Source organism: Cellulomonas sp. SLBN-39 (assembly GCF_006715865.1).
GTDB lineage: Bacteria > Actinomycetota > Actinomycetes > Actinomycetales > Cellulomonadaceae > Cellulomonas.
This window is the reverse complement of record NZ_VFOA01000001.1, coordinates 3,966,660-3,993,636: the sequence shown is the minus strand read 5'-3', so window position 1 is coordinate 3,993,636 and position 26,977 is coordinate 3,966,660. Positions and strand designations below refer to the sequence as shown.

Here is a 26,977-nt window from a genome sequence, read left to right as displayed (position 1 = left end):
CGTGGGGCACAATCAGCGCATGGCACCGCGAACGACCACCGCGCGGGCGCGGGTCCTCACCGACGAGGACGTGCCCGCCGCGCTCGCGGTGTGCGCGCAGGACCCCGTCGCCGCCGTCCTGGCGTCGCACCGGCTGGAGCACGCCCTCGTGGCCGGTCTGCGCCGCGCCGGCGGCGAGGTCTGGGGGTACGCCGAGGACGGTGTGCTCCTCGCCGTGTGCTGGGCGGGCGCCAACCTCGTCCCGGTGGTGCCGGAGGACGACCCCGCCCTGCTCCGGCGCGCCGTCGAGGCGTTCGCCGACCTGGCCCGCGACCGGGGGCGGCGCAGCTCGTCCGTCGTCGGCGCCGCCCGGCCCGTGCTCGACCTGTGGGCGCTGCTGCGGGGCGCCTGGCCCGTCGAGCGCGAGGTCCGCGCGCACCAGCCGTCCATGGTCATCGACACCGCGCCGTCCGTCGCGGCGGACCCGCGCGTGCGCCGCTCGACGCCCGACGAGTACGACCTCGTGCTGCCGGCGTGCATCCGCATGTTCACCGAGGAGGTCGGGTACTCGCCCGCCTCCGGCCCCGGCGGGCCCTACGAGGCGCGCGTGCGCACCCTCGTCGAGCAGGGCCGCTCGTTCGTGCTCGTCGACCGGGCCGGGACGGGCTGGCGCCGGCCCCGTGTGGTCTTCAAGGCCGAGGTGCCGGCCGTCGCGCTCGGCGTCGCCCAGGTGCAGGGCGTCTGGGTCGAGCCCGAGCGCCGCGGCGAGCGGCTGTCCGAGGGCGGCATGGCCGCCGTCGTCGAGGCCGCACGGCGCGAGATCGCGCCGACGGTCTCGCTGTACGTCAACGGCTACAACACCCGCGCCGTCCGCGCCTACGAGGCCGTCGGCTTCCGGCAGGTGGGGGAGTACGCGACCGTCCTGTTCTGAGGGTGCTACCCCTCGCCGACGATGGCGCGCAGCGCGGCGACGTGGGCCCGGTACGCGCGCCGCCCGGCGGGTGTGAGCCGCACCGTGGTGCGTGTCCGCTGGTCGGCCCAGTGCTTGCCGACCGTCACGTACCCGGCGCGTCCCAGGGCGGAGACGTGCTTGCTCAGCACGGACGCCGAGACGCCCAGCACCTCCTGCAGCACGGCGAACCGGACGTCGTGCGCCTGGTCCAGCAGCGCGCACGTGCGCAGCCGCAGCGGCGCGTGCACGAGCTCGTCGAACGCCTCGTCCTCCGCGGCGGCGTCGCTGGGAGCGCCGAGAGGGTCCGCCGGCCCGCCCGTTCCGGGCTCCGTCACGACGTCGCCCAGCGGCGGTCGAGGTGCCGGCTCAGGGTTCCGCCGACGACGGCGACGGTGAGCACCGCCGCACCCGCGGCCCACCACGAGCCCAGCTCGCGCGTGGCGAGGAAGGCGGCGCCCGTCCCGCCGAGGTAGACCACGGTGGCGCCGACCACGGCGGTGGCGTTCCGTGTGGTCTGTGTCGGCCAGAAGCCCAGCCGGCGGCGCGTGGTGCTCACCAGGGCCGCGAGCGCGGCGACGTAGACCAGCAGGGTCGCGGCGTAGGCGACGCCCCAGCCGGCCCCGAGGAACGCCAGGGCGGTCGGGAGGAGGGCCACCACGCACGCGTAGGCCACGGCGTACACGCGACTGAGCCTCGGCGTCACCCGGGCGCGCAGGTGGGCGCGGTCGGCGTCCAGGGACGCGAGCGTCGCGGCGGCGTCGCCGATGTCGTCCATGGCCCGATCGAACCAGGGACTTTCCGTTGCGGCAAGTCGCTCGTGGCCGAGGCGCTCCTCAGCGCAGGAGGCGGGACATGCGCCGGTCGGCGAGCGGGCGGCCACCCGTCTGGCACGTCGGGCAGTACTGCAGCGAGGAGTCGGCGAACGACACCTCGTGCACGGTGTCGCCGCACGGCGTGCCGTCCCAGCCGGGGCAGGACTCACCTGTGCGCCCGTGCACCCGCATGCCGCGGCGCTTGGCGTCCTTGAGCTCGGCCGCCGGGCGCCCCGACGCCGTCGCGACCGCCTCGGCGAGCACCTCCCGGACCGCGGCGTGCAGGGCAGCCGTGCGCGGCGCGTCGTACGAGCGCGTCGGGGCGAACGGGCTCGTCCGCGCGACCAGCAGGATCTCGTCGGAGTAGGCGTTGCCGATGCCTGCGATGGTCGACTGGTCCCGCAGCAGGCCCTTGATCTGCTGGTTGCGCCGCCCCAGCAGCTCGCCCAGCACGGCGGGGGTGAACGCGTCGGAGAGGGGCTCGACCCCCAGCGTGGCGATCTGCGGCACCTGCGCCGGGTCCGCCACCACGTGCACGGCCAGCCGCTTGCGGGTGCCCGCCTCGGTGAGGTCGAAGCCGCTGCCGTCGTCCAGCCCGACGCGCAGCGCCAGCGGGGACCGTCCCGGGCGGGCCGGACGCTCCGGCAGCGTCTCGTACCAGCGCACCCAGCCGGCCCGCGAGAGGTGCCACACCACGTGCAACGGCCCCTCGTCGGGGGCGTCGACCACGAGGTCCAGCCACTTGCCGTGCCGCCGCACGTCCGTGACGACCGCGCCGCGCAGCGCTGTCGGCGGCGGTCGGAACGTCTTGAGCGCGCTGATCGCCGCGACCTCGACGCGGGTCAGCGTGCGCCCCACGGTCCGCCCGCGCAGGAACTGCGCGAGCGCCTCCACCTCCGGCAGCTCGGGCACCCGGCCATCCTGGCGCACGCCCGTGCACCGCGCAGCAGGCGCGGTGCACGTGCGGGGACCGGGCCCGGCGCGCACTAGGCTCGCCCCCATGCTCCTGCGCATGTCCACGCTGTTCGTCCGCACCCTGCGCGAGGACCCCGCCGACGCCGAGGTCGCCAGCCACCGGCTGCTCGTGCGTGCGGGGTACATCCGCCGCGCCGCCCCCGGCATCTACACCTGGCTCCCGCTCGGCCTGCGCGTGCTGGCCAAGGTCGAGGCCGTCGTCCGGGAGGAGATGGCCGCGATCGGCGCCCAGGAGGTGCACTTCCCGGCGCTGCTGCCGAAGGAGCCCTACGAGGCGACCGGCCGGTGGACCGAGTACGGCCCGAACATCTTCCGCCTCAAGGACCGGCGCGACGGCGACTACCTCCTCGCTCCCACGCACGAGGAGATGTTCACGCTCCTGGTCAAGGACCTGTACTCCTCGTACAAGGACCTGCCGCTGGCGCTCTACCAGATCCAGACCAAGTACCGCGACGAGGCCCGGCCCCGCGCCGGCCTGATCCGCGGGCGCGAGTTCGTCATGAAGGACGCCTACACGTTCGACGTCGACGACGAGGGGCTCGACCGCGCGTACGAGGCCCAGCGGGGCGCCTACCAGCGCATCTTCGACCGGCTCGGGCTCGAGCACGTCATCGTCGCGGCGACGTCCGGGGCGATGGGCGGCTCGCGCTCGGAGGAGTTCCTCACGCCCACCGCGATCGGCGAGGACACGTTCGTGCGCTCGCCCGGCGGCTACGCGGCCAACGTCGAGGCCGTCACCACGGTCGTGCCCGACCCCGTCGACTGGTCCGACGCGCCCGCGGCACACGTCGAGGACACCCCGGACACCCCGACGATCGAGACGCTCGTCGCCGTCGCCAACGAGCGGCAGCCCCGCGCGGACCGGCCCTGGACCGCGGCGGACACGCTGAAGAACGTCGTCCTGGCCCTCGTGCACCCCGGCGGGGAGCGCGAGCTCGTCGTCGTCGGCCTGCCCGGCGACCGCGAGGTCGACCTCAAGCGCCTCGAGGCCGCCGTCGCCCCGGCCGAGGTCGAGCCCGCCGGCGAGGCGGACTTCGCCGCGCACCCCGAGCTGGTCAAGGGGTACATCGGGCCCCGCGCCCTCGGCCCCAACGCCCCCCTGGGCGCTGACGGCGAGCGCACGGCCGTGCGCTACCTGCTCGACCCGCGCGTGGTCCCCGGCACCCGGTGGATCACGGGCGCAGACGCACCCGGCAAGCACGTCTTCGACCTCGTGGCGGGCCGCGACTTCACCGCGGACGGCACCGTCGAGGCCGCCGAGGTCCGCGCCGGCGACCCCGCGCCCGACGGGTCCGGGCCGCTCGAGCTCGCCCGCGGCATCGAGATCGGCCACATCTTCCAGCTCGGCCGCAAGTACGCCCAGGCGCTCGGCCTGACCGTGCTCGACCGCAACGGCAAGCAGGTCGTCGTGACCATGGGGTCCTACGGCATCGGGGTCACGCGCGTGCTGGCGGCGCTCGCCGAGGCGAACCACGACGACGCCGGGCTCGCCTGGCCCGCGCACGTGGCACCGGCGCACGTGCACGTGATCGCCACCGGCAAGGACCCCGCCGTGCTCGAGGCCGCCGAGGCGCTCGCCACGACGCTGTCCGCGCGCGGCATCGAGGTGCTCTACGACGACCGGCCGGCCAAGGTCTCGCCCGGTGTGAAGTTCGCCGACGCCGAGCTGCTCGGCGTGCCGCTCGTCGTCATCGTCGGCCGCGGCCTGGCCGACGGTCTCGTGGAGGTCCGCCCCCGGGTGGGCGGGCAGCCCGAGCACGTGCCCGTGGACACGGCCGCCGACAGGGTCGCCGAGCTCGTCGACGCGCTGCTCGCGGGCTGAGCCACGTCGGTCCGACCGGGACGTCCGCCGAGGACGCCCCGGTCGGACCGGCCTCAGCCGTCGGTGCCCGGCGCGGCGTCGGTGGCCTCGTCCGTCGCGGTGCCGGACGCCGCGAGCTCGGGCATGCCGGGGAAGGGCACCGGGGCCGCGCCCCAGCGCGCCGCCGCCGTCGTGGCCGTCGCCAGCTCGGCCAGCAGCGGTGCACGGGCCCCGGTCGCCGTCGTGGCGAGCGCCGCCGAGGCCGCGTCCGCGACCGCCGTCTCCAGACGTCGCGCGAGGTCCGTGAGCACCGCCGCGTCCTGCAGCCCGCCGGGCAGCGCGTACGACGCCCGCCGCGGGTCGCGCGACGTGCCGACGACCCCCGCGGCCTCGGCGTGGTCGGTCGCCGCGGCGCGGTGGCGCGAGGCCGCGGCCAGCGCGGCCTCGCGGTCCGCACCGTCGAGCCGTGCCGCCAGCACCTCGAACCCGAACCCGGCCTCGTCGTGCGCGAGCACCAGCGCCACCAGCGCGTCGGGGTCGGTGCCCGTGCCGGTCGCGGACCCGCTGGGTGACGCCTGCGACGCGGAGGCGTCGGACGACGGCCCGTCCGACGCGGCGGCGGTCGGCCCGTCGCCCGTCGCGCCGTCCGCGGCCCCGGACGTGGGCTCCGGGACCGGGACGCCGAGCGCGTCGGCGAGCCGCGACGCCAGGGTGCGGCGCGCCACGGCGACCGAGCCGACGAGGCGGCCCAGGGTGCCGTCCGCCGTCGCGTCGGCGTCCGCTGCCGCGGTCGCCCCGGCGTCGACGAGGTCGGCCAGCACGTCGTCCGGGCCCGGCACGGCCGTCGGCGACGGTGCCGGGCCGGTGGTCGCGGCGGTGGGCTCGGGCAGGCCCGAGTCGTAGACCCCGCCCAGGGCGTCGGCGTGCGCGGCCGACCAGGTGCCCACGTCGGCGAGGACTGTCCGGACCTCCTCGGCCGGGTCCGTGCCGGCCAGCGCGTCCGCGGCGCCGACCAGCTCGAGGGCGTCGTCCACGGTCCGGGCGCGGACCTGCTCCAGCGCGTCGGGGGAGGGTTCGGCCGGTGCGGGCGTCTCCGCGCGCAGCCCGCAGGCGCCCAGCACGAGCGCGACCGCGACGACCAGGGCCGACGCGGTGACCGCACGGCGCGCCGCCGCGGTCCGCGCAGCCCCCGCGGGCGACGGGTCCGGGGTGGTGCGCGTCGAACGGGACCACGGGCGGGTGCGGGGGCGGGGCGGGGCGGCGTCCATCGGGCGTGATCCTCCCACGCGCGGACCACCCGTCGGGGTGACGACGCGTGGTGCGCGCGCCCGCGTGGCGGACCGGGCCCGCGGAAGTCGTTAGGCTGGTCGCACACACAACGTCACAAGGGTCGTCCTCCGCGCGTGAGGGCCCGCGAGGGAGCCGACAGGAGGCCGCGTCATGGTCGCGCCATCGTCCGCCGCACGGGTGCGTGAGGTCGTGGACCCCGCCGTGCGCGGTGCCGGGCTGCTGCTCGAGGACCTGGAGGTCGTCCGGGCCGGCGCCCGCTCGGTCGTCCGGGTCGTGGTGGACGTCGACGACGCCGACGCCGAGCTGGACCTCGACCGGGTCGGCGAGGTCACACGGGCCGTCTCCGACGCGCTCGACGCGGCCGACGCCGTGGCCGGGCACTACACGCTCGAGGTGAGCAGCCCGGGCGTGGACCGGCCGCTGACGCAGCCGCGGCACTGGCGGCGCGCGACGGGCCGGCTCGTCGTGCTCGAGCGGACGGACGGCACCTCGGTGCGCGGACGTCTGCGCGACGTCGGCGCCGGCGACGCGCCGACCCTGGTCGTCGTGCCCCTCGGGGTCCCCGCCAAGGGGCGCCCCGTGCGGGAGGGCGCCCCGGTCGAGGTGGTGTGGGCCGACGTGCGCGCCGGGCGCGTCGAGGTGGACATGAGCGGGCTGGGGCCCGCGGACGACGACGGACCTGGAGAAGGCTGACGTGGACATCGACATGGCGGCGCTGCGCCTCATCGAGCGCGAGCGGGAGATCGACCTCGGCGTGCTCGTCGAGGCGATCGAGCAGGCGCTGCTCTCGGCCTACCACCACACGCCCGGTGCGCAGCAGCGCGCCCGCGTCGAGGTGGACCGGCGCAGCGGGCACGTGACCGTGTGGGCGCGCGAGCAGCCCGACCCCGAGGACCCCGAGGCGGCGACGCCCGAGTTCGACGACACCCCCGCGGGCTTCGGGCGCATCGCGACCGCGACCGCGCGGCAGGTCATCGTGCAGCGGCTGCGCGACGCCGAGGACGACCAGGTGCTGGGGGCCTTCCGCGGCCGTGCGGGCGAGGTGCTCGGCGGCGTCATCCAGCAGGGTCGCGACCCGCGCACGGTCATGGTCGACGTCGGCGGAGTCGAGGCCGTGCTGCCGGCGCACGAGCAGGTCCCGGGCGAGAAGTACGTGCACGGCGAGCGTCTGCGGGCGTACGTGCTCGACGTGGCCCGCGGCCCCCGCGGGCCGCAGATCACGCTGTCGCGCACGCACCCGAACCTCGTGCGGCGGCTCTTCGAGCTCGAGGTCCCCGAGATCGCCGACGGCACGGTCGAGATCATGGCGATGGCCCGCGAGGCCGGTCACCGCACCAAGATGTCGGTCCGGGCGAACGTCGCGGGGGTGAACGCCAAGGGCGCGTGCATCGGCCCGATGGGTGGCCGCGTGCGCGCCGTCATGGCCGAGCTGCACGGCGAGAAGATCGACATCGTCGACCACTCCGACGACCCGGCGCAGATGGTCGCGCACGCGCTGTCGCCGGCCCGCGTGCTGCAGGTCACGGTCGTCGACCCGGTCGCGCGGGCCGCGCGCGTCGTCGTGCCCGACTACCAGCTGTCGCTCGCGATCGGCAAGGAGGGCCAGAACGCGCGCCTCGCCGCCAAGCTCACCGGCTGGCGCATCGACATCAGGTCCGACGCGCAGGACCAGGACGGCGACGCCGGTGCCGCGCCCGACGATCGGCCCGCCGGCCGGGCGGACCAAGCCGCGAGCAGCGGGCAGGACGGGCGCTCCGGTCACGCACGGTGACCCGGCGCGGTAGACTCTCCGAGGCTGGGCCGGACGACCGGCTCCCCGTGCCGCGCAGGCGGACCCCAGATCCCGCACCTCCCGTGCCCGACCAGGGTCCTGCCCGCACGTGCGTGGGGTGTCGTGCGACCGCCCACCGGTCGTCCCTGCTGAGGGTGGTGCTGGGTCACGACGACGCGGGAGATCCCGTGCTCGTCGTGGACGAGCGCCGCCGGATGCCGGGGAGGGGAGCCTGGCTCCACCCCGACCTGCACTGCCTCGAGCTCGCCGTCCGCCGGCGGGCCTTCCCGCGGGCCCTGCGCCACGCGGGGCCCCTCGGGGGGGAGGTGCTCGCCGCTGCCGTGGCACGGCACGCAGGTCACGACCAGCAGTGAACGAACGACGCCGGACGAGGTCCGACGTCGACCGCCGACAGGGAAAGCGGGTCTGGAAGCCGATGGCTACCCGATGAGCACGCACCGATGAGTACCCAGCGATGAGTACCCAGCACTAACGACGGTCCGACCTGTCCGGGCGGACCGAGACAGGAGAGATGTGGCCAAGGTCCGCGTCTACGAGCTCGCCAAGGAGCTCGGGGTCGACAGCAAGACCATCATGACCAAGCTGAACGAGCTCGGGGAGTTCGTCCGCTCGGCGTCCTCGACGATCGAGCCGCCCGTCGTGCGCAAGCTGCGCGACACCTACCCCGTGGGTGGCTCCGGCAACGGCTCGTCCGCGCCGAAGCCGGCTCCCGCGCGCCCCGCGGCGCCGGCGCCCGCGCCCGCAGCACGTCCCGCCGCTCCGGCGCCCGCCGCCGCGGCGGCTCCGTCGGCGCCCGCTCCGGCAGCACCGGCAGCGGCAGCAGCACCCGCGCCGGCCGCTCCCGCGGCCCCGCAGCCCGCACCGGCCGCCCCGGCGGCCGAGGCGCCCGCCCCGCAGGCGCCGGCCGCCCGCCCCGCGGCCCCCGCGCCGCGCCCGGCGACGCCCCGCGCCGCCGGGACGAGCACCCCCGGCGCCCGACCCGGTCCGCGCACGCCCGCCGCGCGCCCGGGCAACAACCCGTTCGCGCCGTCCCAGGGCATGCCCCGTCAGGGCGGCGACCGTGAGCGTCCCGGCGGCGAGCGCACGGGCGGCGGCGACCGTCCCGGGGGCCCCCGTCCGGGCGGTCCGCGTCCCGGCGGCCCCCGTCCGGGCAACAACCCGTTCGCGCCGTCCCAGGGCATGCCCCGCCCCGGTGACCGGCGTCAGGCCGAGGGCGCACCCGCGGCCGCGTCGGGCGACCGCCCGGGCGGCCCCCGTCCGGCGGCCCCGCGCCCCGGCGGCCCGCGTCCCAACCCCGGCATGATGCCCGGCCGCACCTCGAGCGGCGTCGGTCGTCCCGGCGAGCGTCCGGCCGGTGCCGGTCGCGGCGGCCCGGGTGGCGGCGGCGGTCGTGGCGGCTTCGGCGGTCGTCCCGGCGGCGGTGGCGGTGCCCCCGGCGCGGGTGGCGGCGGCTTCGCCGGTCGTCCCGGTGGCGGCGGTCGTCCCGGCGGCGCCGGTCGCGGCAGCACGCAGGGTGCGTTCGGCCGTGCCGGCGGGCGTCCCGTCCGCGGGCGCAAGTCGAAGCGGGCCAAGCGCCAGGAGTTCGAGCAGATGCAGGCGCCGTCGCTGGGCGGCGTGTCCGTCCCGCGCGGCAACGGCACGACCGTCGTCCGGCTCCGGCACGGGTCCTCGCTCAACGACTTCGCGGACAAGATCGACGCCAACCCGGCCTCGCTCGTGACCGTGCTCTTCCACCTCGGCGAGATGGCCACGGCCACGCAGTCCCTCGACGAGGACACGTTCGGCGCGCTCGCGACCGAGCTCGGCTACGTGATCGAGATGGTCTCGGCCGAGGAGGAGGACCGCGAGCTGCTCGGGTCCTTCGACATCGACCTGGACGCCGAGCTCGAGGGCGAGGGCGACGAGGACCTCGTCGCGCGCCCGCCGGTGGTCACCGTCATGGGTCACGTCGACCACGGCAAGACCAAGCTGCTCGACGCGATCCGGTCCACGGACGTCGTCGCGGGCGAGGCCGGCGGCATCACGCAGCACATCGGTGCGTACCAGGTGCACACCACGCACGAGGGCACCGACCGTGCCCTGACCTTCATCGACACCCCGGGCCACGAGGCGTTCACCGCCATGCGTGCCCGTGGTGCGCAGGTCACCGACATCGCGATCCTGGTGGTCGCGGCGGACGACGGCGTGATGCCCCAGACGATCGAGGCGCTCAACCACGCGCAGTCGGCCAACGTGCCGATCGTCGTCGCGGTCAACAAGGTGGACAAGGAGGGGGCCAACCCCGACAAGATCCGCCAGCAGCTCACCGAGTACAACCTCGTGGCCGAGGAGTACGGCGGCGACACGATGTTCGTCAACATCTCGGCGCTGAAGCGCACCGGCATCGACGACCTCCTCGAGGCCGTCCTGCTGACCGCCGACGCGTCGCTGGACCTGCGGGCCAACCCCGACAAGGACGCCCGCGGCGTGGCCGTCGAGGCCAACCTCGACAAGGGTCGCGGCGCGGTCGCCACCGTGCTGGTCCAGTCCGGCACGCTGCACGTCGGCGACGCGATCGTCGCGGGCACGGCCCACGGCCGCGTCCGTGCGATGTTCGACGAGCACGGCGAGACCGTCGCCGAGGCCGGCCCGGCCCGTCCGGTGCAGGTCCTCGGCCTGGCCTCGGTCCCGAGCGCCGGCGACACGTTCCTCGTGGCGCCGGACGAGCGGACCGCGCGGCAGATCGCGGAGAAGCGCGAGGCGGCCGAGCGTGCCGCCCTCCTGGCCAAGCGTCGCAAGCGCATCAGCCTCGAGGACTTCACGCAGGCGCTCCAGCTGGGCAAGGTCGAGACGCTCAACCTCGTCCTCAAGGGCGACGTGTCGGGTGCCGTCGAGGCGCTCGAGGACGCGCTGATGAAGATCGACGTCGGCGAGGAGGTCGCCCTGCGCGTCATCCACCGCGGCGTCGGTGCCATCACGCAGAACGACGTCAACCTGGCGACGGTCGACAACGCGATCATCATCGGGTTCAACGTCAAGTACGCGGAGCGCGTCGAGGAGCTCGCCGACCGCGAGGGCGTCGACGTGCGCTTCTACTCGGTCATCTACCAGGCGATCGACGACGTCGAGGCGGCCCTCAAGGGCATGCTCAAGCCGGAGTACGAGGAGGCGCAGCTCGGCACCGCCGAGATCCGCGAGATCTTCCGCTCCTCCAAGCTCGGCAACATCGCCGGTGCGCTCGTGCGCTCCGGGGAGATCCGCCGCAACTCCAAGGCACGCGTGCTGCGGGGCGGCAAGGTCATCGCCGACAACCTCACGATCGAGTCGCTCAAGCGGTTCAAGGACGACGCCACCGAGGTCCGCGAGGGCTACGAGTGCGGCATCGGCCTCGGGTCGTACAACGACCTGCGCGTCGAGGACGTCATCCAGACGTTCGAGATGCGGGAGAAGCCCCGCAGCTGACGTCCGACGGGGGTGGGTGGCGACACCCACCCCCGGCCGACCTCCGGGAGGGAGCGGCGGGCCTACCGCGGGCCTGGCGGCCCGTGCCAGGCCCACCACGGCCCGCCGCCCCCTCCCTGCGGTCGGCCTCGTTCGTCGTCCCGCCGCCGGCGGGCAGAGGGTCAGAAGAGACGAGATCACACATGGCAGACACAGCACGGGCGCGCAAGCTCGCCGAGCGGGTGCAGCAGGTCGTCGCCCGCATGATCGACACCCGCGTGAAGGACCCGCGGCTCGGGTTCGTCACGGTCACCGACGTGCGCGTCACCGGTGACCTGCAGCACGCGGACATCTACTACACCGTCCTCGGCGACGAGGAGGCCCGGGCCGGCTCCGCGGCCGCGCTCGAGAGCGCCAAGGGGCTGATCCGCTCCGAGGTCGGCAAGCAGACGGGCATCCGGCTCACGCCGACGCTCGCGTTCCACCTCGACGCCGTCCCCGAGACCGCCGCGCACCTCGAGGCCGCGCTCTCCGAGGCGGCGCGCCGTGACGCCCAGGTGGCCGCGCTCGCCGCGCAGGCCAGGCCCGCGGGCGACGCCGACCCCTACCGGCACCGCGACGAGGACGACGAGGACGCCGGGTGAGCGCACCCGGCGCACGCCGGGAACCGCGCGACCGCGACCGGCCGCGGCAGGTCCGTGACCCCGACGCACCCCGCCCCCCGCGGCGGCCCACCGCCGCCGACGGGGTCGTCGTGGTCGACAAGCCCCAGGGCTGGACCAGCCACGACGTCGTCGCGCGCATGCGCGGCATCGCCGGCACGCGCAAGGTCGGGCACGGCGGCACCCTCGACCCCATGGCCACCGGTGTGCTCGTCGTCGGTGTCGGGCGGGCCACCCGGCTGCTCACCTACGTCTCCGGCGCCGACAAGGACTACGACGCCACCGTGCGCCTGGGCGTGACCACCACGACCGAGGACGCCGAGGGCGACGTCCTGACGGTCCGGGACGCCTCCGGGGTCGACCGGGCCCAGGTCGAGGCCGCCGCGCTGCCGCTCACGGGCGACGTCCTCCAGGTGCCGAGCGCGGTCTCCGCGCTCAAGGTCGACGGGCAGCGGGCCTACGCCCGCGTCCGGGCGGGCGAGACCGTCGAGCTCGCCGCACGGCCCGTCACGGTCGCCCGCCTCGACGTCGTGGACGTCCGGACGGCGCAGGTCGAGGCACCCGACGGCAGCACGGTCGCCGTGCTCGACGTCGACGTGCGCGTCACCTGCTCGTCGGGCACCTACGTGCGCGCGATCGCCCGCGACCTCGGGGACGCCCTCGGCGTCGGCGGTCACCTGACCGCCCTGCGGCGCACCCGCGTCGGCGGCTACGCGCTCGGTGCGGCGCGGACGCTCGACGACCTCGCCGCCGCTCCCGTGGACGAGCCCGTCACCGTCCTGCCGCTGGCCGACGCCGCGCGCGCCGCGCTGCCGGTGCGCGAGCTGAGCGAGCCCGAGGCGCGCGCCCTGTCCTACGGGCAGGCGATCGGCGCCGGTCCCGGCGACGAGGGGCCGACGGCCGCGATCGGACCCGACGGCTCGCTCGTCGCGGTGGTCGCGCTGCGCGGCACCGGGGTCCGGCCGCTCGTCGTCTTCGCCCCGGCCTGACGCGCAGCCCCCGCTCGGCCCGGGTCCGCTGGCAGAGGGTGCCTAAACGTTTACGTCCCGCCGCCGGGCTTCCGCGGTCCCGGACGCGCCCCTAGCCTGACCGACGTCGTCGCACACCGTCGTGCGGCGCCCGCGAGGGGGACGAGATGACGCGACACAGGGGGCCGCACGCCCGGGCGGCCGCAGGAGCCGTGGTGGGCGCCGCGGCGATGGTGCTGGCAGGCCTCGTGCCCGCCGCCGCCGTGGACGACGGGTTCGACGACGGCCCCGGCGGCTGGGTGGCGTACGGCACCGCGGGCGAGGCCGACACGAGCAGCGGCGCGTTCTGCGTCGACGTCCCCGCCGGCTCCGCGCAGTACGCGGTGGGCGTCGTGCTCAACGGCGTGGCCGTCGACGAGGGCACGACGTACACCCTCGCGTACACGGCCACGGCGTCGACCGACGTCACGATCCGTGCGCTCGTCGGGCAGAACGGCGCCCCGTACGGCACGGTCCTCGACACGAGCCCCGCGCTGACGTCGGAGCCGACGCCCGTCGAGGAGACGTTCACGGCCGCGGCGACGTACCCCGCGGCCCCGACGGACGAGCAGCCGGAGGGGCAGATCGCCTTCCAGCTCGGCGGGTTCACGCCCGACGCGTGGACGTTCTGCCTCGACGACGTCTCCCTGACGAGCGACAGCGAGCTGCTCCCGCAGACGTCGTTCGCCGACGGGCTCGGGCCGTGGGGGCTGTACGGCACGGCCGAGCCGACCTTCGCGGACGGCGAGATGTGCGTCGCGGTCCCCGGCGGGAACGCCAACCCCTGGGACGCCGGGCTCTCGTTCACCGGTCTGCCGGTCGAGGAGGGCCAGAACTACGTGCTGAGCGTGACCGGCCGGACCGAGCCCTCCACGCCGGTCCGGGTCCTGGTCGGCGAGGGCGGCGGCGCGTACCGCACGGTCCTCGACCAGGGGGCGGCGACCCTCGGCACGTCGACCACGACGCTCGAGTACCCGTTCACCGCCGCCCTGTCGTTCCCGTCCGACGGCACCGCGCCCGGTCAGGTGGCCGTCCACCTGGGCAAGCAGGCGCCGTACACCTTCTGCGTCCAGGAGATCTCCTTGACCACGTCGGCGACCCCGCCGCCGCCCTACGAGCCCGACACCGGGCCCCGCGTGCGCGTCAACCAGGTCGGCTACCTGCCGCAGGGCCCCAAGCGCGCGACCCTCGTCACCGACGCCACCGAGCCCGTGGCCTGGCAGCTGCTCGACTCCGACGGGACCGAGGTCGCGACCGGCACGTCCCAGCCGGTCGGCGCCGACGCCTCGTCCGGGCAGGACGTGCACGTGCTGGACCTGACCGACGTCCACGCCACCGGCACGGGCTTCACGCTCGTGGCCGACGGCGAGACGAGCCACCCGTTCGCGATCGACGCGGACCTGTACGCCCAGCTGCGCTACGACGCGCTGAACTACTTCTACCTCGCGCGCTCCGGCACCGACATCGAGGCGTCGGTCGTGGGGGAGGCGTACGCCCGGGAGGCCGGTCACGTGGGTGTCGCCCCGAACCGTGGCGACACGGACGTGCCGTGCATCGGGCCGCGCGACTACTACGACGGCTGGACCTGCGACTACACGCTCGACGTGACCGGCGGCTGGTACGACGCGGGCGACCACGGCAAGTACGTCGTCAACGGCGGCATCGCGGTGGCCCAGCTGATGTCGACCTACGAGCGCACCCTCACCGCGCCCACCGCGCGGGCGGGCGCGCTCGACGACGGCACGCTGGACGTGCCCGAGCACGGCGACGGCGTGCCGGACGTGCTGGACGAGGCGCGCTGGGAGCTGGAGTGGATGCTCAAGATGGTCGTGCCGTCCGGCGAGTACGCCGGGATGGTGCACCACAAGATCCACGACGAGGGCTGGACGGGGCTGCCCCTGCTGCCCGCCGACGACCCGCAGGCGCGTTCGCTGCACCGCCCGTCGACGGCCGCGACGCTCAACCTGTCCGCGGTCGCGGCGCAGGGCGCGCGCCTGTTCGAGGCCTACGACGAGGAGTTCGCCGCGACGCTGCTCGCCACGGCCCGCTCGACGTACGAGGCGGCGCTGGCGCACCCCGAGGTGTACGCCCCGGCCGCGGCGGGCGCCGACGGCGGCGGCCCCTACGACGACGCGAACGTGACCGACGAGTTCTACTGGGCGGCGGCCGAGCTGTACGTCACGACGGGGGAGCAGCGGTTCGCCGACGACCTCACCGCGAACCCGACCCACACCGGCGTCGTCTTCGACGGCGGCGGGTTCTCCTGGGGCAGCACGGGCGCCCTCGGCCGCCTCAGCCTCGCGACGGTGCCCAACGACCTGCCCGACCGTGGTGCCGTCCGGACGTCGGTGGTCGAGGCCGCGGACGCGTACCTCGCCGCGCAGGGCGACCAGCCGTGGGGCTCGGTGTACTCGCCGACGACCGGCGCGTACGACTGGGGATCCAACTCGTCGGTGGCCAACATCCTCGTGGTGGTCGCCACGGCGTACGACCTGACCGGCGACGCGCAGTACCTGCGGGGCGTGCTCGAGGGCCTGGACTACCTGTTCGGGCGCAACGCGCTCAACCGGTCGTACGTCACCGGCTGGGGCACCGTCGCCTCCGAGAACCAGCACTCGCGGTGGTTCGCCGCCCAGCTCGACCCGTCGCTGCCGCACCCGCCGCCGGGCTCGCTCGCGGGCGGCCCGAACTCGCTGAGCGGGACGTGGGACCCGACGATGCAGGCCGCGTTCACCGAGGGCTGCGCCCCCGCCACGTGCTACCTCGACGAGATCAGCTCGTGGGCGTCCAACGAGATCACCGTCAACTGGAACTCCGCGCTCTCGTGGGTCGCGTCGTTCGTCGCCGACCAGGGCGACGGCTCGGTGCTCGCGGTCGCGCCGACGGTGACGACGCAGCCGACGGACGCCGTCGCACCCCGGGGCGGGACCGCCACGTTCACCGCGGCCGCGTCCGGCGTGCCCGTGCCGTCCGTGCAGTGGCAGGTGCGCGGCCACCGCGGGTGGAAGGACGTGGCGGGCGCGACGTCGACGACCCTCGAGGTCGTGGCCTCGCGTGCCGTCGACGGGGCGCGGTACCGGGCGGTGTTCACCAACGCGTCGGGCTCGGCGACCACCGGGACCGTCCGGCTGCGCGTCGAGCGCGCCGCGCCGCAGGTGCTCGAGCACCCGGAGCCGGTGACGGCCCGGGTCGGCACGTGGGCGACGTTCACCGCGTCCGCGTCGGGGTACCCCGAGCCGGCGGTGCGGTGGCAGGTGCGTCGTGGCGGCGGCCGGTGGGTGGACGTGCCGGGTGCGTGCAGCACGACGCTGCGGGTGCGGGTGAGCGCGCTCGCCGCGGGCACGTCCTACCGCGCGGTGTTCCGCAACGCCGAGGGCACGGCCGCCAGCGACGCCGCCGCCCTGACGCTCCTGCCCCGGCGCAGCTGACGGCCGCGCGGGCGGCACGTGCGGCGGGCCTGCCGACGGTCCGCCGCACGGGTCCGCGTCGTCCGGGGCCCGTGCGGCGTGGCAGGCTTGTCCGTCGGGCCTCGCGACGGGCGTGGCCGGTGGTGGCGACGGGAGCGCGCGTGCTGGTCTGGACCGAGCTGGCGCAGGTGCCGGCGGACTTCGGGCCGTCGGTGGTCACCCTCGGCAACTTCGACGGTGTGCACCGCGGGCACGTGGCGGTGCTGACGCAGATGGTCGCCGACGCCCGTCGCGCCGGCGTCCGGGCCGTCGCCGTGACGTTCACGCCGCACCCGGCCCAGGTGCACCGCCCCGACGAGGCCCCGCCGCTGCTGTGCGGCGACGAGGACCGTCTCGAGCTCCTGGCGGCGACGGGCCTGGACGCCGTCCTGCTGGTGACGTACACGCTCGGCTTCGCGCGCCAGACGCCCGAGGAGTTCGTGTCCCGGTGGCTCGTGGAGCACCTCGCCGCCCGCACCGTCGTCGTCGGGCGGGACGTGCGGTTCGGCTGGAACAACTCCGGCGACCTGTCGACGATGCGGGCGCTGGGCGAGCGGTTCGGGTTCGACGTCGAGGTGATCGACGACGTGACGCCGTCCGCCGGCGCAGGCCCGGCGGACGCCGACGTCCCGGCCCGGCGCCGCTGGTCGTCGACCTGGGTCCGGGAGCTGCTCGAGGAGGGCGACGTCGCGGGCGCCGCGCACGTGCTCGGCCGGCCGCACCGGGTGCGGGGACGGGTCGTCCACGGCGACGCGCGCGGTCGCGACCTGGGCTACCCCACGGCCAACCTGTCGCAGGACGCGACGGGCATGGTCCCGGCCGACGGCGTCTACGCGGGACGCCTGCGCCGCGTGCGCGACGCGGCCGGCGTCCCGGTACCCGAGGGCGCCCCGGACCGGGTGCTGCCCGCGGCGGTCTCGGTCGGCACCAACCCGACCTTCGACGGCACGCAGCGCCGCGTCGAGGCCTACGTGCTCGACCGCGACGACCTGGACCTGTACGACCAGGAGGTCGTCGTGGAGCTGGTCGAGCGGATGCGCCCGACGCTGCGCTTCGACTCGGTCGAGGACCTGTGCGTGCAGATGGCCCGCGACGTCGAGGACGTGCGGCGCGTGCTCGACGCCTGACGGGCCGACCGGCGGGGTGCCGCCGCCCTGCTAGAGTGAACGTGCCGTACGACCGGCCGCGGACCGAGAGAGCCCGGGTGGACATGCCCCGGTGCACCGCGCAACGAGAAACCTGAGGAGCACCGTGTCGCTCGACAACGCCACGAAGCAGGCCATCATGGCCGAGTATGCAACGCACGAGGGTGACACCGGCTCGCCCGAGGTGCAGATCGCGGTGCTCACGCGCCGCATCAACGACCTGAACGAGCACCTCAAGACGCACAAGCACGACCACCACAGCCGTCGCGGGCTGCTGCTCCTCGTGGGTCGTCGTCGTCGTCTGCAGGCCTACCTGCAGAAGATCGACATCAACCGCTACCGCAGCCTCATCGAGCGCCTCGGTCTGCGTCGCTGACCACCGCACCAGCCCGGACCGTGACGGTCCGGGCTGGTGCTGCGTCGGGCCCCGTCCGTGCCGGGCGGGTCCCGGGTGCGGCCCCGCGGACGCGGGGCACCCGCACCACCCGTAGTGCCACACACCGCGCCGACCCGCTCGTCCGGTCCTCGGTAGTGGCTCCCGTGACCCGCAGGGTCCGGGGACCACGGTCGAAGACCGCCGCGGGGCTGGGCGGCGCCTTCGAGGAAGAGGAGGGCACCCGTGGAGGGTCCCGAGATCCAGTTCGCCGAGGCCACGATCGACAACGGTCGCTTCGGCACCCGCACCGTCCGGTTCGAGACGGGCCGCCTGGCCAAGCAGGCCGCCGGCTCCGCCGTCGCGTACCTCGACGAGGAGACGATGCTGCTGTCGGCCACGACGGCCGGCAAGCACCCCAAGGACCACTTCGACTTCTTCCCCCTCACGGTGGACGTCGAGGAGCGCCAGTACGCGGCCGGCAAGATCCCCGGCTCGTTCTTCCGCCGCGAGGGCCGGCCCTCGACCGAGGCGATCCTGGCCTGCCGGCTCATCGACCGCCCGCTGCGCCCCCTGTTCGTCAAGGGCCTGCGCAACGAGGTCCAGGTCGTCGTGACGGTCCTGTCGATCAACCCCGACGACTCGTACGACGTGCTGGCGATCAACGCCGCGTCGATGTCGACGCAGCTGTCCGGCCTGCCGTTCTCCGGCCCCGTCGCCGCGACGCGCCTCGCGCTCGTCGACGGCCAGTGGGTCGCGTTCCCGCGGTACTCCGAGCGCGAGCGCTCGACGTTCGACATGGTCGTCGCCGGCCGCGTCGTCGGCGACGACGTCGCGATCGCGATGATCGAGGCCGACGCGCCCGAGGGCTCGTGGGCGCTCATCCACGGCGGCGGCGGGACCGTGCCGACCGAGGAGGTCGTCGCGCAGGGCCTGGAGGCCGCGAAGCCGTTCATCAAGGCGCTCGTCGAGGCCCAGCAGTCCCTCGCGCAGCAGGCCGCCAAGGAGACCCAGGTCTTCCCGACGTTCCCCGACTACCAGCCCGACGCGTTCACCGCCGTCGAGCAGGTCGCCACGGGCCCGCTCGGCGAGGCGCTGTCGATCGCGGACAAGCAGGACCGCGAGGGTCGCCTGGACGAGATCAAGGCCGACGTCGTCGCCCAGCTCGCGGCGCAGTTCGAGGGGCGCGAGAAGGAGCTCTCGGCGGCGTACCGCTCGCTGCAGAAGCAGCTCATCCGCCAGCGCATCCTCACCGACGGCTTCCGCATCGACGGCCGCGGCCTGCGGGACATCCGCACGCTGTCGGCCGAGGTCGAGGTGCTCCCGCGGGCGCACGGCTCGGCGATCTTCGAGCGCGGCGAGACCCAGATCATGGGTGTCACCACGCTGAACATGCTCCGCATGGAGCAGCAGATCGACTCGCTGTCGCCCGAGACGCGCAAGCGGTACATGCACCACTACAACTTCCCGCCCTACTCCACGGGCGAGACGGGCCGCGTCGGCTCCCCGAAGCGTCGCGAGATCGGCCACGGCGCGCTCGCCGAGCGCGCGATCGTGCCGGTGCTGCCGTCGCGCGAGGAGTTCCCCTACGCGATCCGCCAGGTCTCCGAGGCGCTGGGCTCCAACGGCTCGACGTCCATGGGCTCGGTCTGCGCCGCGACGCTCTCGCTGCTCAACGCCGGTGTGCCGCTGCGCGCGCCGGTCGCGGGCATCGCGATGGGCCTGGTGTCCGACACGGTCGACGGTGAGACCCGCTACGCGGCGCTCACCGACATCCTGGGCGCCGAGGACGCGTTCGGCGACATGGACTTCAAGGTCGCCGGCACGCGGGAGTTCGTCACCGCGATCCAGCTCGACACCAAGCTCGACGGCATCCCCGCCTCGGTGCTGGCCGGCGCGCTGACGCAGGCCAAGGACGCGCGCCTGGCGATCCTCGACGTCATCGGCGAGGCCATCGACGTCCCGGACGAGATGAGCCCGTTCGCGCCGCGCGTCATCACGGTGAAGGTGCCGGTCGACAAGATCGGCGAGGTCATCGGCCCCAAGGGCAAGATGATCAACCAGATCCAGGAGGAGACCGGCGCCGACATCTCCATCGAGGACGACGGCACGGTCTACATCGGCGCGACCGACGGCCCGTCGGCCGAGGCGGCACGGGCCGCGGTCAACGCGATCGCGAACCCGCACATGCCGGAGATCGGCGAGCGCTTCGTCGGGACGGTCGTCAAGACCACGACGTTCGGTGCGTTCGTGTCGCTCTCGCCGGGCAAGGACGGGCTGCTGCACATCTCGCAGATCCGCAAGCTCGTCGGTGGCAAGCGTGTCGAGAACGTCGAGGACGTCGTCCAGATCGGCCAGAAGGTCCAGGTCGAGATCGGCGAGATCGACCCGCGCGGCAAGCTGTCGCTGCACGCCGTGGTCGACGAGGAGCCGGCTGCCGAGGGCGAGAAGGCGGCCGAGCCGGCCGGCGACGACGCCTGACGTGCCCCAGCACCTCCCTCTGGTCGCCCCCGGGGCGGCCGGCTCGGACCTGACCGTCGGGCAGGACGGTGACGCCCAGGTGCGTCGCACCGTCCTGCCCGGCGGGGTCCGGGTGCTGTCCGAGCACATGCCCGGACTGCGCTCGGCCACCGTCGGCGCGTGGGTCGGGGTCGGCTCGCGCGACGAGACGTCGGGCCACTTCGGCTCGACGCACTTCCTCGAGCACCTGCTCTTCAAGGGCACGACGCGGCGCTCGGCGATGGACATCGCCGAGGCGTTCGACGCGGTCGGCGGCGAGGCGAACGCGGCCACGGGCAAGGAGCACACCTGCTACTACGCCCGCGTGCTCGACTCGGACCTGCCGATGGCGGTCGACGTCATCGCGGACATGGTGACGTCGGCGCGCCTCGACCCGGACGAGCTCGAGACCGAGCGCGGCGTGATCCTCGAAGAGCTCGCCATGAACGACGACGACCCGAGCGACGTCGCGCACGAGCAGTTCGCCACCGCGGTCTTCGGCGACACCCCGCTCGGGCGGCCGATCGGCGGGACGCCGCAGACCATCCGTGACGTCCCGCGCGACGCCGTCTGGGAGCACTACCGCGAGCACTACCGGGCGCCCACGCTCGTCGTGACCGCGGCGGGCGGGGTCGACCACGACGCGCTGTGCCGGCTCGTCTCCGACGCACTGGCCGCCGGAGGGTGGGACCTGGACCCGCAGGCCGTCCCGGCCGCCCGGCGGGCCGCGACGGCCGGCGCACCCGGCGGGGGGCCCGGCCCCGTCGAGCTCACGGTCCGCCGGCCCACGGAGCAGGCGAACGTCGTCGTCGGCGGGCTGTGCCTGACGGCGACCGACCAGCGCCGGTTCACGCTCTCGGTGCTCAACGCGGCGCTCGGCGGCGGCATGTCGTCGCGGCTGTTCCAGGAGATCCGTGAGAAGCGGGGCCTGGCGTACTCGACGTACTCGTTCGCGAGCGGGCACGCCGACACCGGCCTGTTCGGCCTGTACGCGGGCTGCACGCCCGCCAAGGTCGACCAGGTCACGGACCTGCTCGTGGCCGAGCTGGAGAAGATGGCGCAGGCGCCCATGGGTGCCGCCGAGCTCGCACGCTCGGTCGGCCAGCTCTCCGGCGGGCTCGTGCTCGGCATGGAGGACACCGGGTCACGCATGAGCCGCCTCGGCAAGTCCGAGCTGGTGCACGGCGAGCTCATGAGCGTCGACGAGACGCTGGAACGGATCCGTGCCGTCACGGCGCAGGAGGTCCAGGCCCTCGCGGCTGAGCTCGCGGGCGTCCCGCGCTCGGTCGTGCGCGTCGGTCCCTTCGGCGACTGAGCACCTGGTCGGGCGACCGACCACCGGTCACGGGCCGGACGTCCCGGGGAGCACCCGGGGCGTCCGGCCCTGCCGGTCGCGGGCCGCGCCGGTCCATGATGGAGCCATGCCCGTCGCCGTCGACTCCTACGCCCGCACCCCCGCCCCGTCGCACCTCGACGGCGTCGTCGAGCACGTGTGGGTCGCACGGCACGGGGGCGGGCGCACGCACCACGAGGTGCTGCTGCCGGACGGGCGCGGGCTGCTGCAGGTGGTGCGCGGCACCGCCGGCACCCGGCTCGACCCGCTCACCGGCGCGCAGGTGCCCGACCTCGACGGCGTGCGCGGGCCGTGGACGCGCACCGAGCTGGCGGAGCAGACCGGACCGGTGGTCCGGCTGGGCGTCCAGCTGCACCCCCTCGGTGCGGCGCGGCTGCGCGGCGGGCGTCCCGCGGCCGACACGTGGCTGCCGCTGACCGACGTGCTGCCCGGCGCCGTGGTCGACCGCGTCTGCGCGCTGCTCGACGCGCACCACGACGCGCAGGCCGTCGCCGCGTGCGTCGACGCGATCGCCGCGGCGCCGCGGCACGACACGCCTGACCTCGACCGGCTCGACGAGGCGCTGGCCTTCGTCGACACGCACCGGGGCCTGGTCCGTGCCGCCGACGTCGCCCGCGAGGCCGGCACGAGCCTGGGCGAGCTGCACCGCTGGTGCGTGACCCTGCTGGGCACGACGCCGGCGCAGCACCTGGCCGCGGTGCGCTTCACGGGTTTCGTCCGCGAGGCGGTGGGGTCCGGGCCGGTCGACGCGGCGGACGTCGTGGCGGCCGTGGAGTGGTTCGTCGGCACCGGCTACCCGCCGCGCGAGGTGGAGCGGACGACCGGCATGCCCTCGGCCGAGCTCCGGCGGCTCGCGGAGCGCCTGGCCCACCGGCTCGGTCTGCCCGCCGCGGCCCTCTGAGCCGCCGGGACGCGGCTGCCGCGTCACCGCCGCCCGGGGAGGCGGCTAGGGTGCGTGCCGTGAGCGAACCGATCCGCGTGGCCGTGCTGGGTGCGGCCGGACGCATGGGGTCCACCGTCGTGCGGGCCGTGCAGGCCGCGCCCGACCTCGAGCTCGTCGCCCAGGTCGACGCGGGCGGCGACCTGCGGGCCGTGACGGACGCCGGCGCGCAGGTGGCGGTGGACTTCACGGTCCCCGCCGTCACGGAGGGCAACGTGCACGCGCTCGTCGAGGCCGGTGTGCACGCGGTCGTCGGCACGACCGGCTGGACCGACAGCTCGCTGGACCGGGTGCGCGACCGGCTGGCGGCCGCGCCCGGCGTCGGCGTCGTGGTCGCGCCGAACTTCGCGCTCGGTGCCGTGCTGGCGATGGCGTTCGCGCGCCAGGCCGCCCGGTGGTTCGACTCGGCGGAGGTCGTCGAGCTGCACCACCCCGACAAGGTCGACGCCCCGTCGGGCACCGCGCGGCACACCGCGCAGGGCATCGCGCAGGCGCGCGCCGCCGCCGGGCTGGGGCCGATGCCCGACGCGACCACGCAGGCGGCCGACGGCGCCCGGGGAGCCGACGTGGACGGTGTGCGGGTGCACGCGGTGCGGCTGCGGGGCCTGGTGGCCCACGAGGAGGTCCTCCTGGGCAACCCGGGGGAGATGCTGACGATCCGGCACGACTCGTTCGACCGGGTGAGCTTCATGCCCGGCGTGCTCCTCGCCGTGCGGCAGGTGCGGCACCGGCCGGGGCTGACCGTCGGCCTGGAGCCTCTCCTGGACCTCGGCGCGTGAGCGCCCCGCGGCGGCGGCTCGGCCTCTGGGCCGCCCTGGCGCTGACGGCGCTGCTCGCCGTCTACGTGGTGCTCGTGGCGGTGCGGGCGGTCCAGCTCGTGGCCACCGGCGAGCCCGTCGGGGTGGTGCTCGGGATCGCGCTCCTGGTGGGCCCGCTGATCGTGGTCGCCCTGATCGCCCGCGAGTGGATGCTCGCGACCGACGTGCAGCGCATGGCCGACGTGCTCGCTGCCGACGGCCAGCTGCCCGTCGACGACCTGCCGCGCTCACCGGGCGGCCGCGTCGACCGTGCGGCCGCGCGCGCCGCGTTCGGGCCGTACCGCGAGCGGGTCGAGGCCGACCCGGCGGACTGGCGCGGCTGGTACCACCTGGCGTTCGCGTACGACGCGGCGGGCGACCGGCGGCGAGCGCGTGCGGCCCTGCGCACGGCGAGCAGCCTGCACCGCGGCCGCCCGGCCGGCACCGACCTGCCCTGACCTCGGTCCCGCCCGGGAAGGCGCGGCCGGCGCCAGGGGCGGAGGGTGTCAGATCCCGGCGTACCAGCGGTGCTCGGAGACGACGTGCGCCTCGGCGTCGGGGCCCGGGCCCGTGGCGAGGCGGCGTGCCCGCCCGTCGGGGCCGAGCCCGGCGCTGCGCAGGAACGCCTCGCGCGCGGCGTCGCCGTCGACGACCCAGGTCTGCACCTGGTCGGCGCCGTCGGCGCGAAGCAGGTCGACGGCGGCGGCCAGCAGCCGCGAGCCGTGGCCGCGGCGCTGGTCGGGCGGGTCGACCTCGAGCGCGAGGACGACCCCGCCGGGCGCCTGCGACGGGTCGGGGGCGGCGACGGGTGCGACGGAGGCGATGCCGACCACGCGCGGGCCGTCGCACGCCACGAGCACGTGGTGGCCGGGGCCCGGGGGTGCGGACACCGCGAGCCGCCAGCGGTCGACGAACGCCTGCTCGTCGAGCGAGTCGAGCACCACGTCGCCGAGCACGTCCGCGTGCGCGACGCGCCAGGCGGCGAGCTGGATCCGGGCGATGCGTGACTCGTCCCCGGGGACGGCGGGGCGGACCGACACGTCGGCGGTGGGCAGCACCCGTCGAGCGTAACCCGGGCGGGGCCGTCGGGCCGGGCGTCGGGCGGGCGCTCCGACGGTCGGGGACGGGTCAGGGCATCCCGAGCAGGCGCAGGCCGGCGGCGGTCGCGGCGGCGAGCACCACGACGACCACGAAGGGCGCCCGCAGCACGAGGGCCACGGCCGCGACGGCGAGCGCGGGCAGCCGCGCGTCGACGACCAGGTGGTCGCCGTCGGTGGCGGTCTGCACGGCGACGAGGGCGGCGAGCAGCGCCACGGTGACGAGCGCGGCGACGCGGGCGACGCGCGGGTGGGCGAGCCAGTGCTCGGGCAGCACGTGCCCGGCGAGCTTGATGCCCAGGCAGGCCAGACCGGCGAGCGCCACGGCCGCCCACAGCGCGCCCTCGGTCAGCGGCGTCATGGCGCGTCCTCGCGCTGCGGCGCCGGCGGGGCGAGCACCCCGACGCCGACGGCCACGAGGGCCGCCAGCAGCACCGGCACGCCCGCGGGCAGCAGCGGCGTCGTGACGAGGGCGACGACCACGGCGGCCGCCGCGACACCCTGCGCGACCCGGCCGGCCAGCCGCGGCCAGACGAGAGCGAGGAACGCGGCAGCCGCCGCGGCGTCCAGGCCGTACGCCCGCGGGTCGCCGAGGCGGTCGCCCGCGAGCGCACCGAGCAGCGTGAAGGCGTTCCACAGCGTGAAGACCCCGAGGCCGGTCCACCAGAACCCGACGCGTGCGGCGGTGCGGGTCGGCTGCGCGGTCGCGACGGCGGTCGACTCGTCGATGGTCAGGTGCGCCGCGGCCGGCCGCAGGCGCCGGGGCAGGTCGAGCAGGGGGGTGAGCTGCGCGCCGTACAGCCCGTTGCGCGCGCCGAGCAGGGCGGCCGACGCGACCGCGGCCCCGGCGGCCCCGCCCGCGCCGACGACCCCGATGAAGGCGAACTGGGACCCGCCGGAGAACATCAGCAGGCTCAGCGCCATGGTCTGGGCGACGTCGAGACCGGCGGCCACGGACAAGGCGCCGAAGGAGATGCCGTAGAGACCGGTGGCGACGGACACCGACAGCGCCTGCCGTCGCACGGCGCGCAGCGGGTCGGTGGGCACGCGGGCACTCTCGCACACCCGTCGCGGACGGCGCGGTTCCCGCCCGGCCTGCGCGCACGCCTCCGGACGGCGCCCCGGCCGGTCAGAGCGCGACGTACACCGGGTCGAGGTACTCCTCGAGCCCGGCCTCGCCGCCCTCGCGCCCCAGGCCCGACTGCTTGACCCCGCCGAAAGGGGCGCTGGCGTCGGAGACCGCGCCGCGGTTGACGCCGAGCATCCCCGTCTCGAGGTCCTCGGCCAGGCGCATGACGCGCCCGACGTCGCGCGTGTAGGCGTAGGCCACGAGCCCGTAGGGGGTCGCGTTGGCCAGCCGGACGCCCTCGTCCTCGTCGCCGAACGTCACGACGGGGGCGACGGGCCCGAAGGTCTCCTCGGTGACGACGCGCAGGTCGGGGGCGACCGACGTCAGGACGGTCGGCTCGTAGAAGTACCCGGCACGCCGTGGTGCGCGCCCGCCGGTGCGCACGCGGGCACCGGCGTCGACGGCCTGCGTGACGACCTCCTCGACGCGCTCGACCGCGGCGGCCTCGATGAGCGGTCCGACGGTGGTGCCGGCGTCGGCGCCGTGCCCGACGACGAGGCGTGCGAACGCGTGCGTGAGGCGCTCGGCGAAGTCGGCGGCGACGGACTCGTGCACGAGGAACCGGTTGGCCGCCACGCACGTCTGGCCGGCGTTGCGCATCTTCGCCTGCACGGCGCCCTCGACGGCGGCGTCGAGGTCCGCGTCGGCGAAGACGAGGAAGGGTGCGTTGCCGCCGAGCTCGAGCGACGTGCGCAGCAGGTGCTGCGCGGCCGCCGCCTGCAGGGTCCGCCCCACCTCGGTCGACCCGGTGAACGACAGCTTGCGCAGGCGGGGGTCGGCCAGCAGGGGCTCGGACACCCGGCGCGCCGACGACGTCGGGACCACGTTGAGGACGCCGGCCGGCAGGTCGCGGGCGTCGAGCTCGGCCCGGACGATCTCGGCGACGTACGCGGTGGTCAGGGGCGTGAGCTGGGCCGGCTTGACGACGCACGTGCACCCGGCGGCCAGGGCGGGGGCGAGCTTGCGGGCGATCATGGCGACGGGGAAGTTCCACGGCGCGACCAGCAGCGCGGGGCCCACCGGCCGGCGCAGCACCAGCTGGTGGTGCGTACCGGCCGGGGCGCGGCGGGCCAGGCCCTCGACGCGCACGGCCTGCTCGGCGTACCAGCGCACGTAGTCCGCGGCGTACGCGACCTCGGCGCGGGCCTCGGCCAGGGGCTTGCCGCCCTCGGCCGTGACGAGCGCCGCGATGTCCTGCGCGTGGGCGGTCATCGCGTCGAACACCGCGCGCAGCAGGTCGGCGCGCACGCGGGGCGCGGTGGCCCGCCACGGTGCGAACGCCTCGTCGGCCGCGGTGAGCGCGTCGAGCGCGTCCTGCTCGGAGGCGTCGGCGACGTCGAACAGCGTCTCGCCGGTGCCGGGGTCGGCCACGGGGAACGTCGCCCCGTCGCGTGCCGGGCGCCAGCGCCCGCCGACGAGCATGCCGGTGGGGACGTGCGCGGCGACGGACGGCGGCAGCGACGAGGTCATGGGCCCATCGTCGGGCGTGGACGTCCCCGCCGCCACG

24 protein-coding genes are annotated in these 26,977 nt (G+C 75.7%); 16 read left to right on the top strand and 8 right to left on the bottom strand.

Going from position 1 to position 26,977, the window contains the following annotated elements; translation table 11 throughout:
* Positions 1–19 precede the first annotated feature (19 nt).
* Positions 20–910, top strand: a complete 891-nt coding sequence (locus tag FBY24_RS18135; protein ID WP_142162732.1) for a GNAT family N-acetyltransferase — start codon at positions 20–22, stop codon at positions 908–910.
* Between the two features lie 5 nt (positions 911–915).
* On the opposite strand, the gene FBY24_RS18130 is transcribed toward FBY24_RS18135, so the two are convergent.
* From FBY24_RS18130 to FBY24_RS18120, 3 genes are read right to left on the bottom strand one after another with little or no spacing between them, the layout of a single operon-like run.
* A complete protein-coding gene (locus tag FBY24_RS18130) occupies positions 916–1,266 on the bottom strand; it encodes a transcriptional regulator (protein ID WP_142162730.1) in 351 nt (116 codons plus the stop codon).
* Positions 1,263–1,706 (bottom strand): hypothetical protein, encoded by a 444-nt coding sequence (locus tag FBY24_RS18125; RefSeq protein WP_142162728.1) that lies wholly within the window; start codon positions 1,704–1,706, stop codon positions 1,263–1,265. Before FBY24_RS18125 ends, FBY24_RS18130 begins: the two co-directional genes overlap by 4 nt.
* 58 nt (positions 1,707–1,764) lie before the next feature.
* Positions 1,765–2,655, bottom strand: a complete 891-nt coding sequence (locus FBY24_RS18120) for an Fpg/Nei family DNA glycosylase (RefSeq protein WP_142162726.1) — start codon at positions 2,653–2,655, stop codon at positions 1,765–1,767.
* 88 nt (positions 2,656–2,743) lie between these two features.
* Here FBY24_RS18120 and FBY24_RS18115 point away from each other — a divergent pair, with 88 nt between their 5' ends.
* Entirely contained in the window at positions 2,744–4,540 is a 1,797-nt protein-coding gene (locus tag FBY24_RS18115; protein ID WP_142162724.1) for a proline--tRNA ligase, read from the top strand.
* A 53-nt stretch (positions 4,541–4,593) separates the two neighbouring features.
* Here the strand turns inward: FBY24_RS18115 and FBY24_RS18110 are convergent, their stop codons facing one another.
* The gene (locus tag FBY24_RS18110; RefSeq protein WP_142162722.1) at positions 4,594–5,787 is read right to left on the bottom strand and encodes a DUF4439 domain-containing protein; all 1,194 of its coding nucleotides are present in this window, start codon (positions 5,785–5,787) and stop codon (positions 4,594–4,596) included.
* A 172-nt stretch (positions 5,788–5,959) separates the two neighbouring features.
* On the opposite strand from FBY24_RS18110, the gene rimP reads away from it, so the two are divergent.
* The 14 genes from rimP to FBY24_RS18040 all read left to right on the top strand — a co-directional run bounded on the left by rimP (position 5,960) and on the right by FBY24_RS18040 (position 23,702).
* Positions 5,960–6,502 (top strand): ribosome maturation factor RimP, encoded by a 543-nt coding sequence (rimP, locus tag FBY24_RS18105; protein WP_142162720.1) that lies wholly within the window; start codon positions 5,960–5,962, stop codon positions 6,500–6,502.
* 1 nt (position 6,503) lies between these two features.
* Positions 6,504–7,580 (top strand): transcription termination factor NusA, encoded by a 1,077-nt coding sequence (nusA, locus tag FBY24_RS18100; protein ID WP_142162718.1) that lies wholly within the window; start codon positions 6,504–6,506, stop codon positions 7,578–7,580.
* Entirely contained in the window at positions 7,577–7,954 is a 378-nt protein-coding gene (locus FBY24_RS18095) for a YlxR family protein (RefSeq protein ID WP_142162716.1), read from the top strand. Before nusA ends, FBY24_RS18095 begins: the two co-directional genes overlap by 4 nt.
* Positions 7,955–8,114: 160 nt before the next feature.
* The gene (gene infB / locus FBY24_RS18090) at positions 8,115–11,042 is read left to right on the top strand and encodes a translation initiation factor IF-2 (RefSeq protein WP_142162714.1); all 2,928 of its coding nucleotides are present in this window, start codon (positions 8,115–8,117) and stop codon (positions 11,040–11,042) included.
* 182 nt (positions 11,043–11,224) lie between these two features.
* A complete protein-coding gene (gene rbfA, locus FBY24_RS18085; RefSeq protein ID WP_142162712.1) occupies positions 11,225–11,665 on the top strand; it encodes a 30S ribosome-binding factor RbfA in 441 nt (146 codons plus the stop codon).
* A gap of 110 nt (positions 11,666–11,775) precedes the next feature.
* The gene (gene truB / locus FBY24_RS18080) at positions 11,776–12,672 is read left to right on the top strand and encodes a tRNA pseudouridine(55) synthase TruB (protein WP_255432548.1); all 897 of its coding nucleotides are present in this window, start codon (positions 11,776–11,778) and stop codon (positions 12,670–12,672) included.
* 146 nt (positions 12,673–12,818) lie between these two features.
* The gene (locus FBY24_RS18075) at positions 12,819–16,118 is read left to right on the top strand and encodes a glycoside hydrolase family 9 protein (protein ID WP_142162708.1); all 3,300 of its coding nucleotides are present in this window, start codon (positions 12,819–12,821) and stop codon (positions 16,116–16,118) included.
* 140 nt (positions 16,119–16,258) lie between these two features.
* Positions 16,259–17,263 (top strand): bifunctional riboflavin kinase/FAD synthetase, encoded by a 1,005-nt coding sequence (locus tag FBY24_RS18070; RefSeq protein ID WP_142162706.1) that lies wholly within the window; start codon positions 16,259–16,261, stop codon positions 17,261–17,263.
* Between the two features lie 124 nt (positions 17,264–17,387).
* The gene (gene rpsO, locus FBY24_RS18065; protein ID WP_140460459.1) at positions 17,388–17,657 is read left to right on the top strand and encodes a 30S ribosomal protein S15; all 270 of its coding nucleotides are present in this window, start codon (positions 17,388–17,390) and stop codon (positions 17,655–17,657) included.
* Positions 17,658–17,900: 243 nt separating this feature from the next.
* Positions 17,901–20,135, top strand: a complete 2,235-nt coding sequence (locus tag FBY24_RS18060) for a polyribonucleotide nucleotidyltransferase (RefSeq protein WP_142162704.1) — start codon at positions 17,901–17,903, stop codon at positions 20,133–20,135.
* Position 20,136: 1 nt separating this feature from the next.
* Complete coding sequence (locus FBY24_RS18055; RefSeq protein ID WP_142162702.1) at positions 20,137–21,468, top strand: pitrilysin family protein; 1,332 nt, start codon at positions 20,137–20,139, stop codon at positions 21,466–21,468.
* 106 nt (positions 21,469–21,574) lie between these two features.
* Complete coding sequence (locus FBY24_RS18050) at positions 21,575–22,408, top strand: hypothetical protein (protein WP_142162700.1); 834 nt, start codon at positions 21,575–21,577, stop codon at positions 22,406–22,408.
* Between the two features lie 59 nt (positions 22,409–22,467).
* Entirely contained in the window at positions 22,468–23,226 is a 759-nt protein-coding gene (dapB, locus tag FBY24_RS18045) for a 4-hydroxy-tetrahydrodipicolinate reductase (RefSeq protein ID WP_142162697.1), read from the top strand.
* Complete coding sequence (locus FBY24_RS18040) at positions 23,223–23,702, top strand: hypothetical protein (protein ID WP_142162695.1); 480 nt, start codon at positions 23,223–23,225, stop codon at positions 23,700–23,702. The genes dapB and FBY24_RS18040 overlap by 4 nt, the downstream gene beginning before the upstream one ends.
* Positions 23,703–23,750: 48 nt before the next feature.
* Here FBY24_RS18040 and FBY24_RS18035 read toward each other — a convergent pair whose 3' ends face one another.
* From FBY24_RS18035 to FBY24_RS18020, 4 genes are all read right to left on the bottom strand, one after another.
* Positions 23,751–24,302, bottom strand: coding sequence for a GNAT family N-acetyltransferase (locus FBY24_RS18035; RefSeq protein WP_142162693.1), 552 nt, complete (start codon positions 24,300–24,302; stop codon positions 23,751–23,753).
* A 70-nt stretch (positions 24,303–24,372) separates the two neighbouring features.
* Complete coding sequence (locus FBY24_RS18030; protein ID WP_142162691.1) at positions 24,373–24,702, bottom strand: AzlD domain-containing protein; 330 nt, start codon at positions 24,700–24,702, stop codon at positions 24,373–24,375.
* Positions 24,699–25,388, bottom strand: a complete 690-nt coding sequence (locus FBY24_RS18025) for an AzlC family ABC transporter permease (protein ID WP_142162689.1) — start codon at positions 25,386–25,388, stop codon at positions 24,699–24,701. The genes FBY24_RS18030 and FBY24_RS18025 overlap by 4 nt, the downstream gene beginning before the upstream one ends.
* Positions 25,389–25,470: 82 nt before the next feature.
* Complete coding sequence (locus tag FBY24_RS18020; protein WP_142162687.1) at positions 25,471–26,940, bottom strand: NAD-dependent succinate-semialdehyde dehydrogenase; 1,470 nt, start codon at positions 26,938–26,940, stop codon at positions 25,471–25,473.
* Between the last annotated feature and the right edge of the window lie 37 nt (positions 26,941–26,977).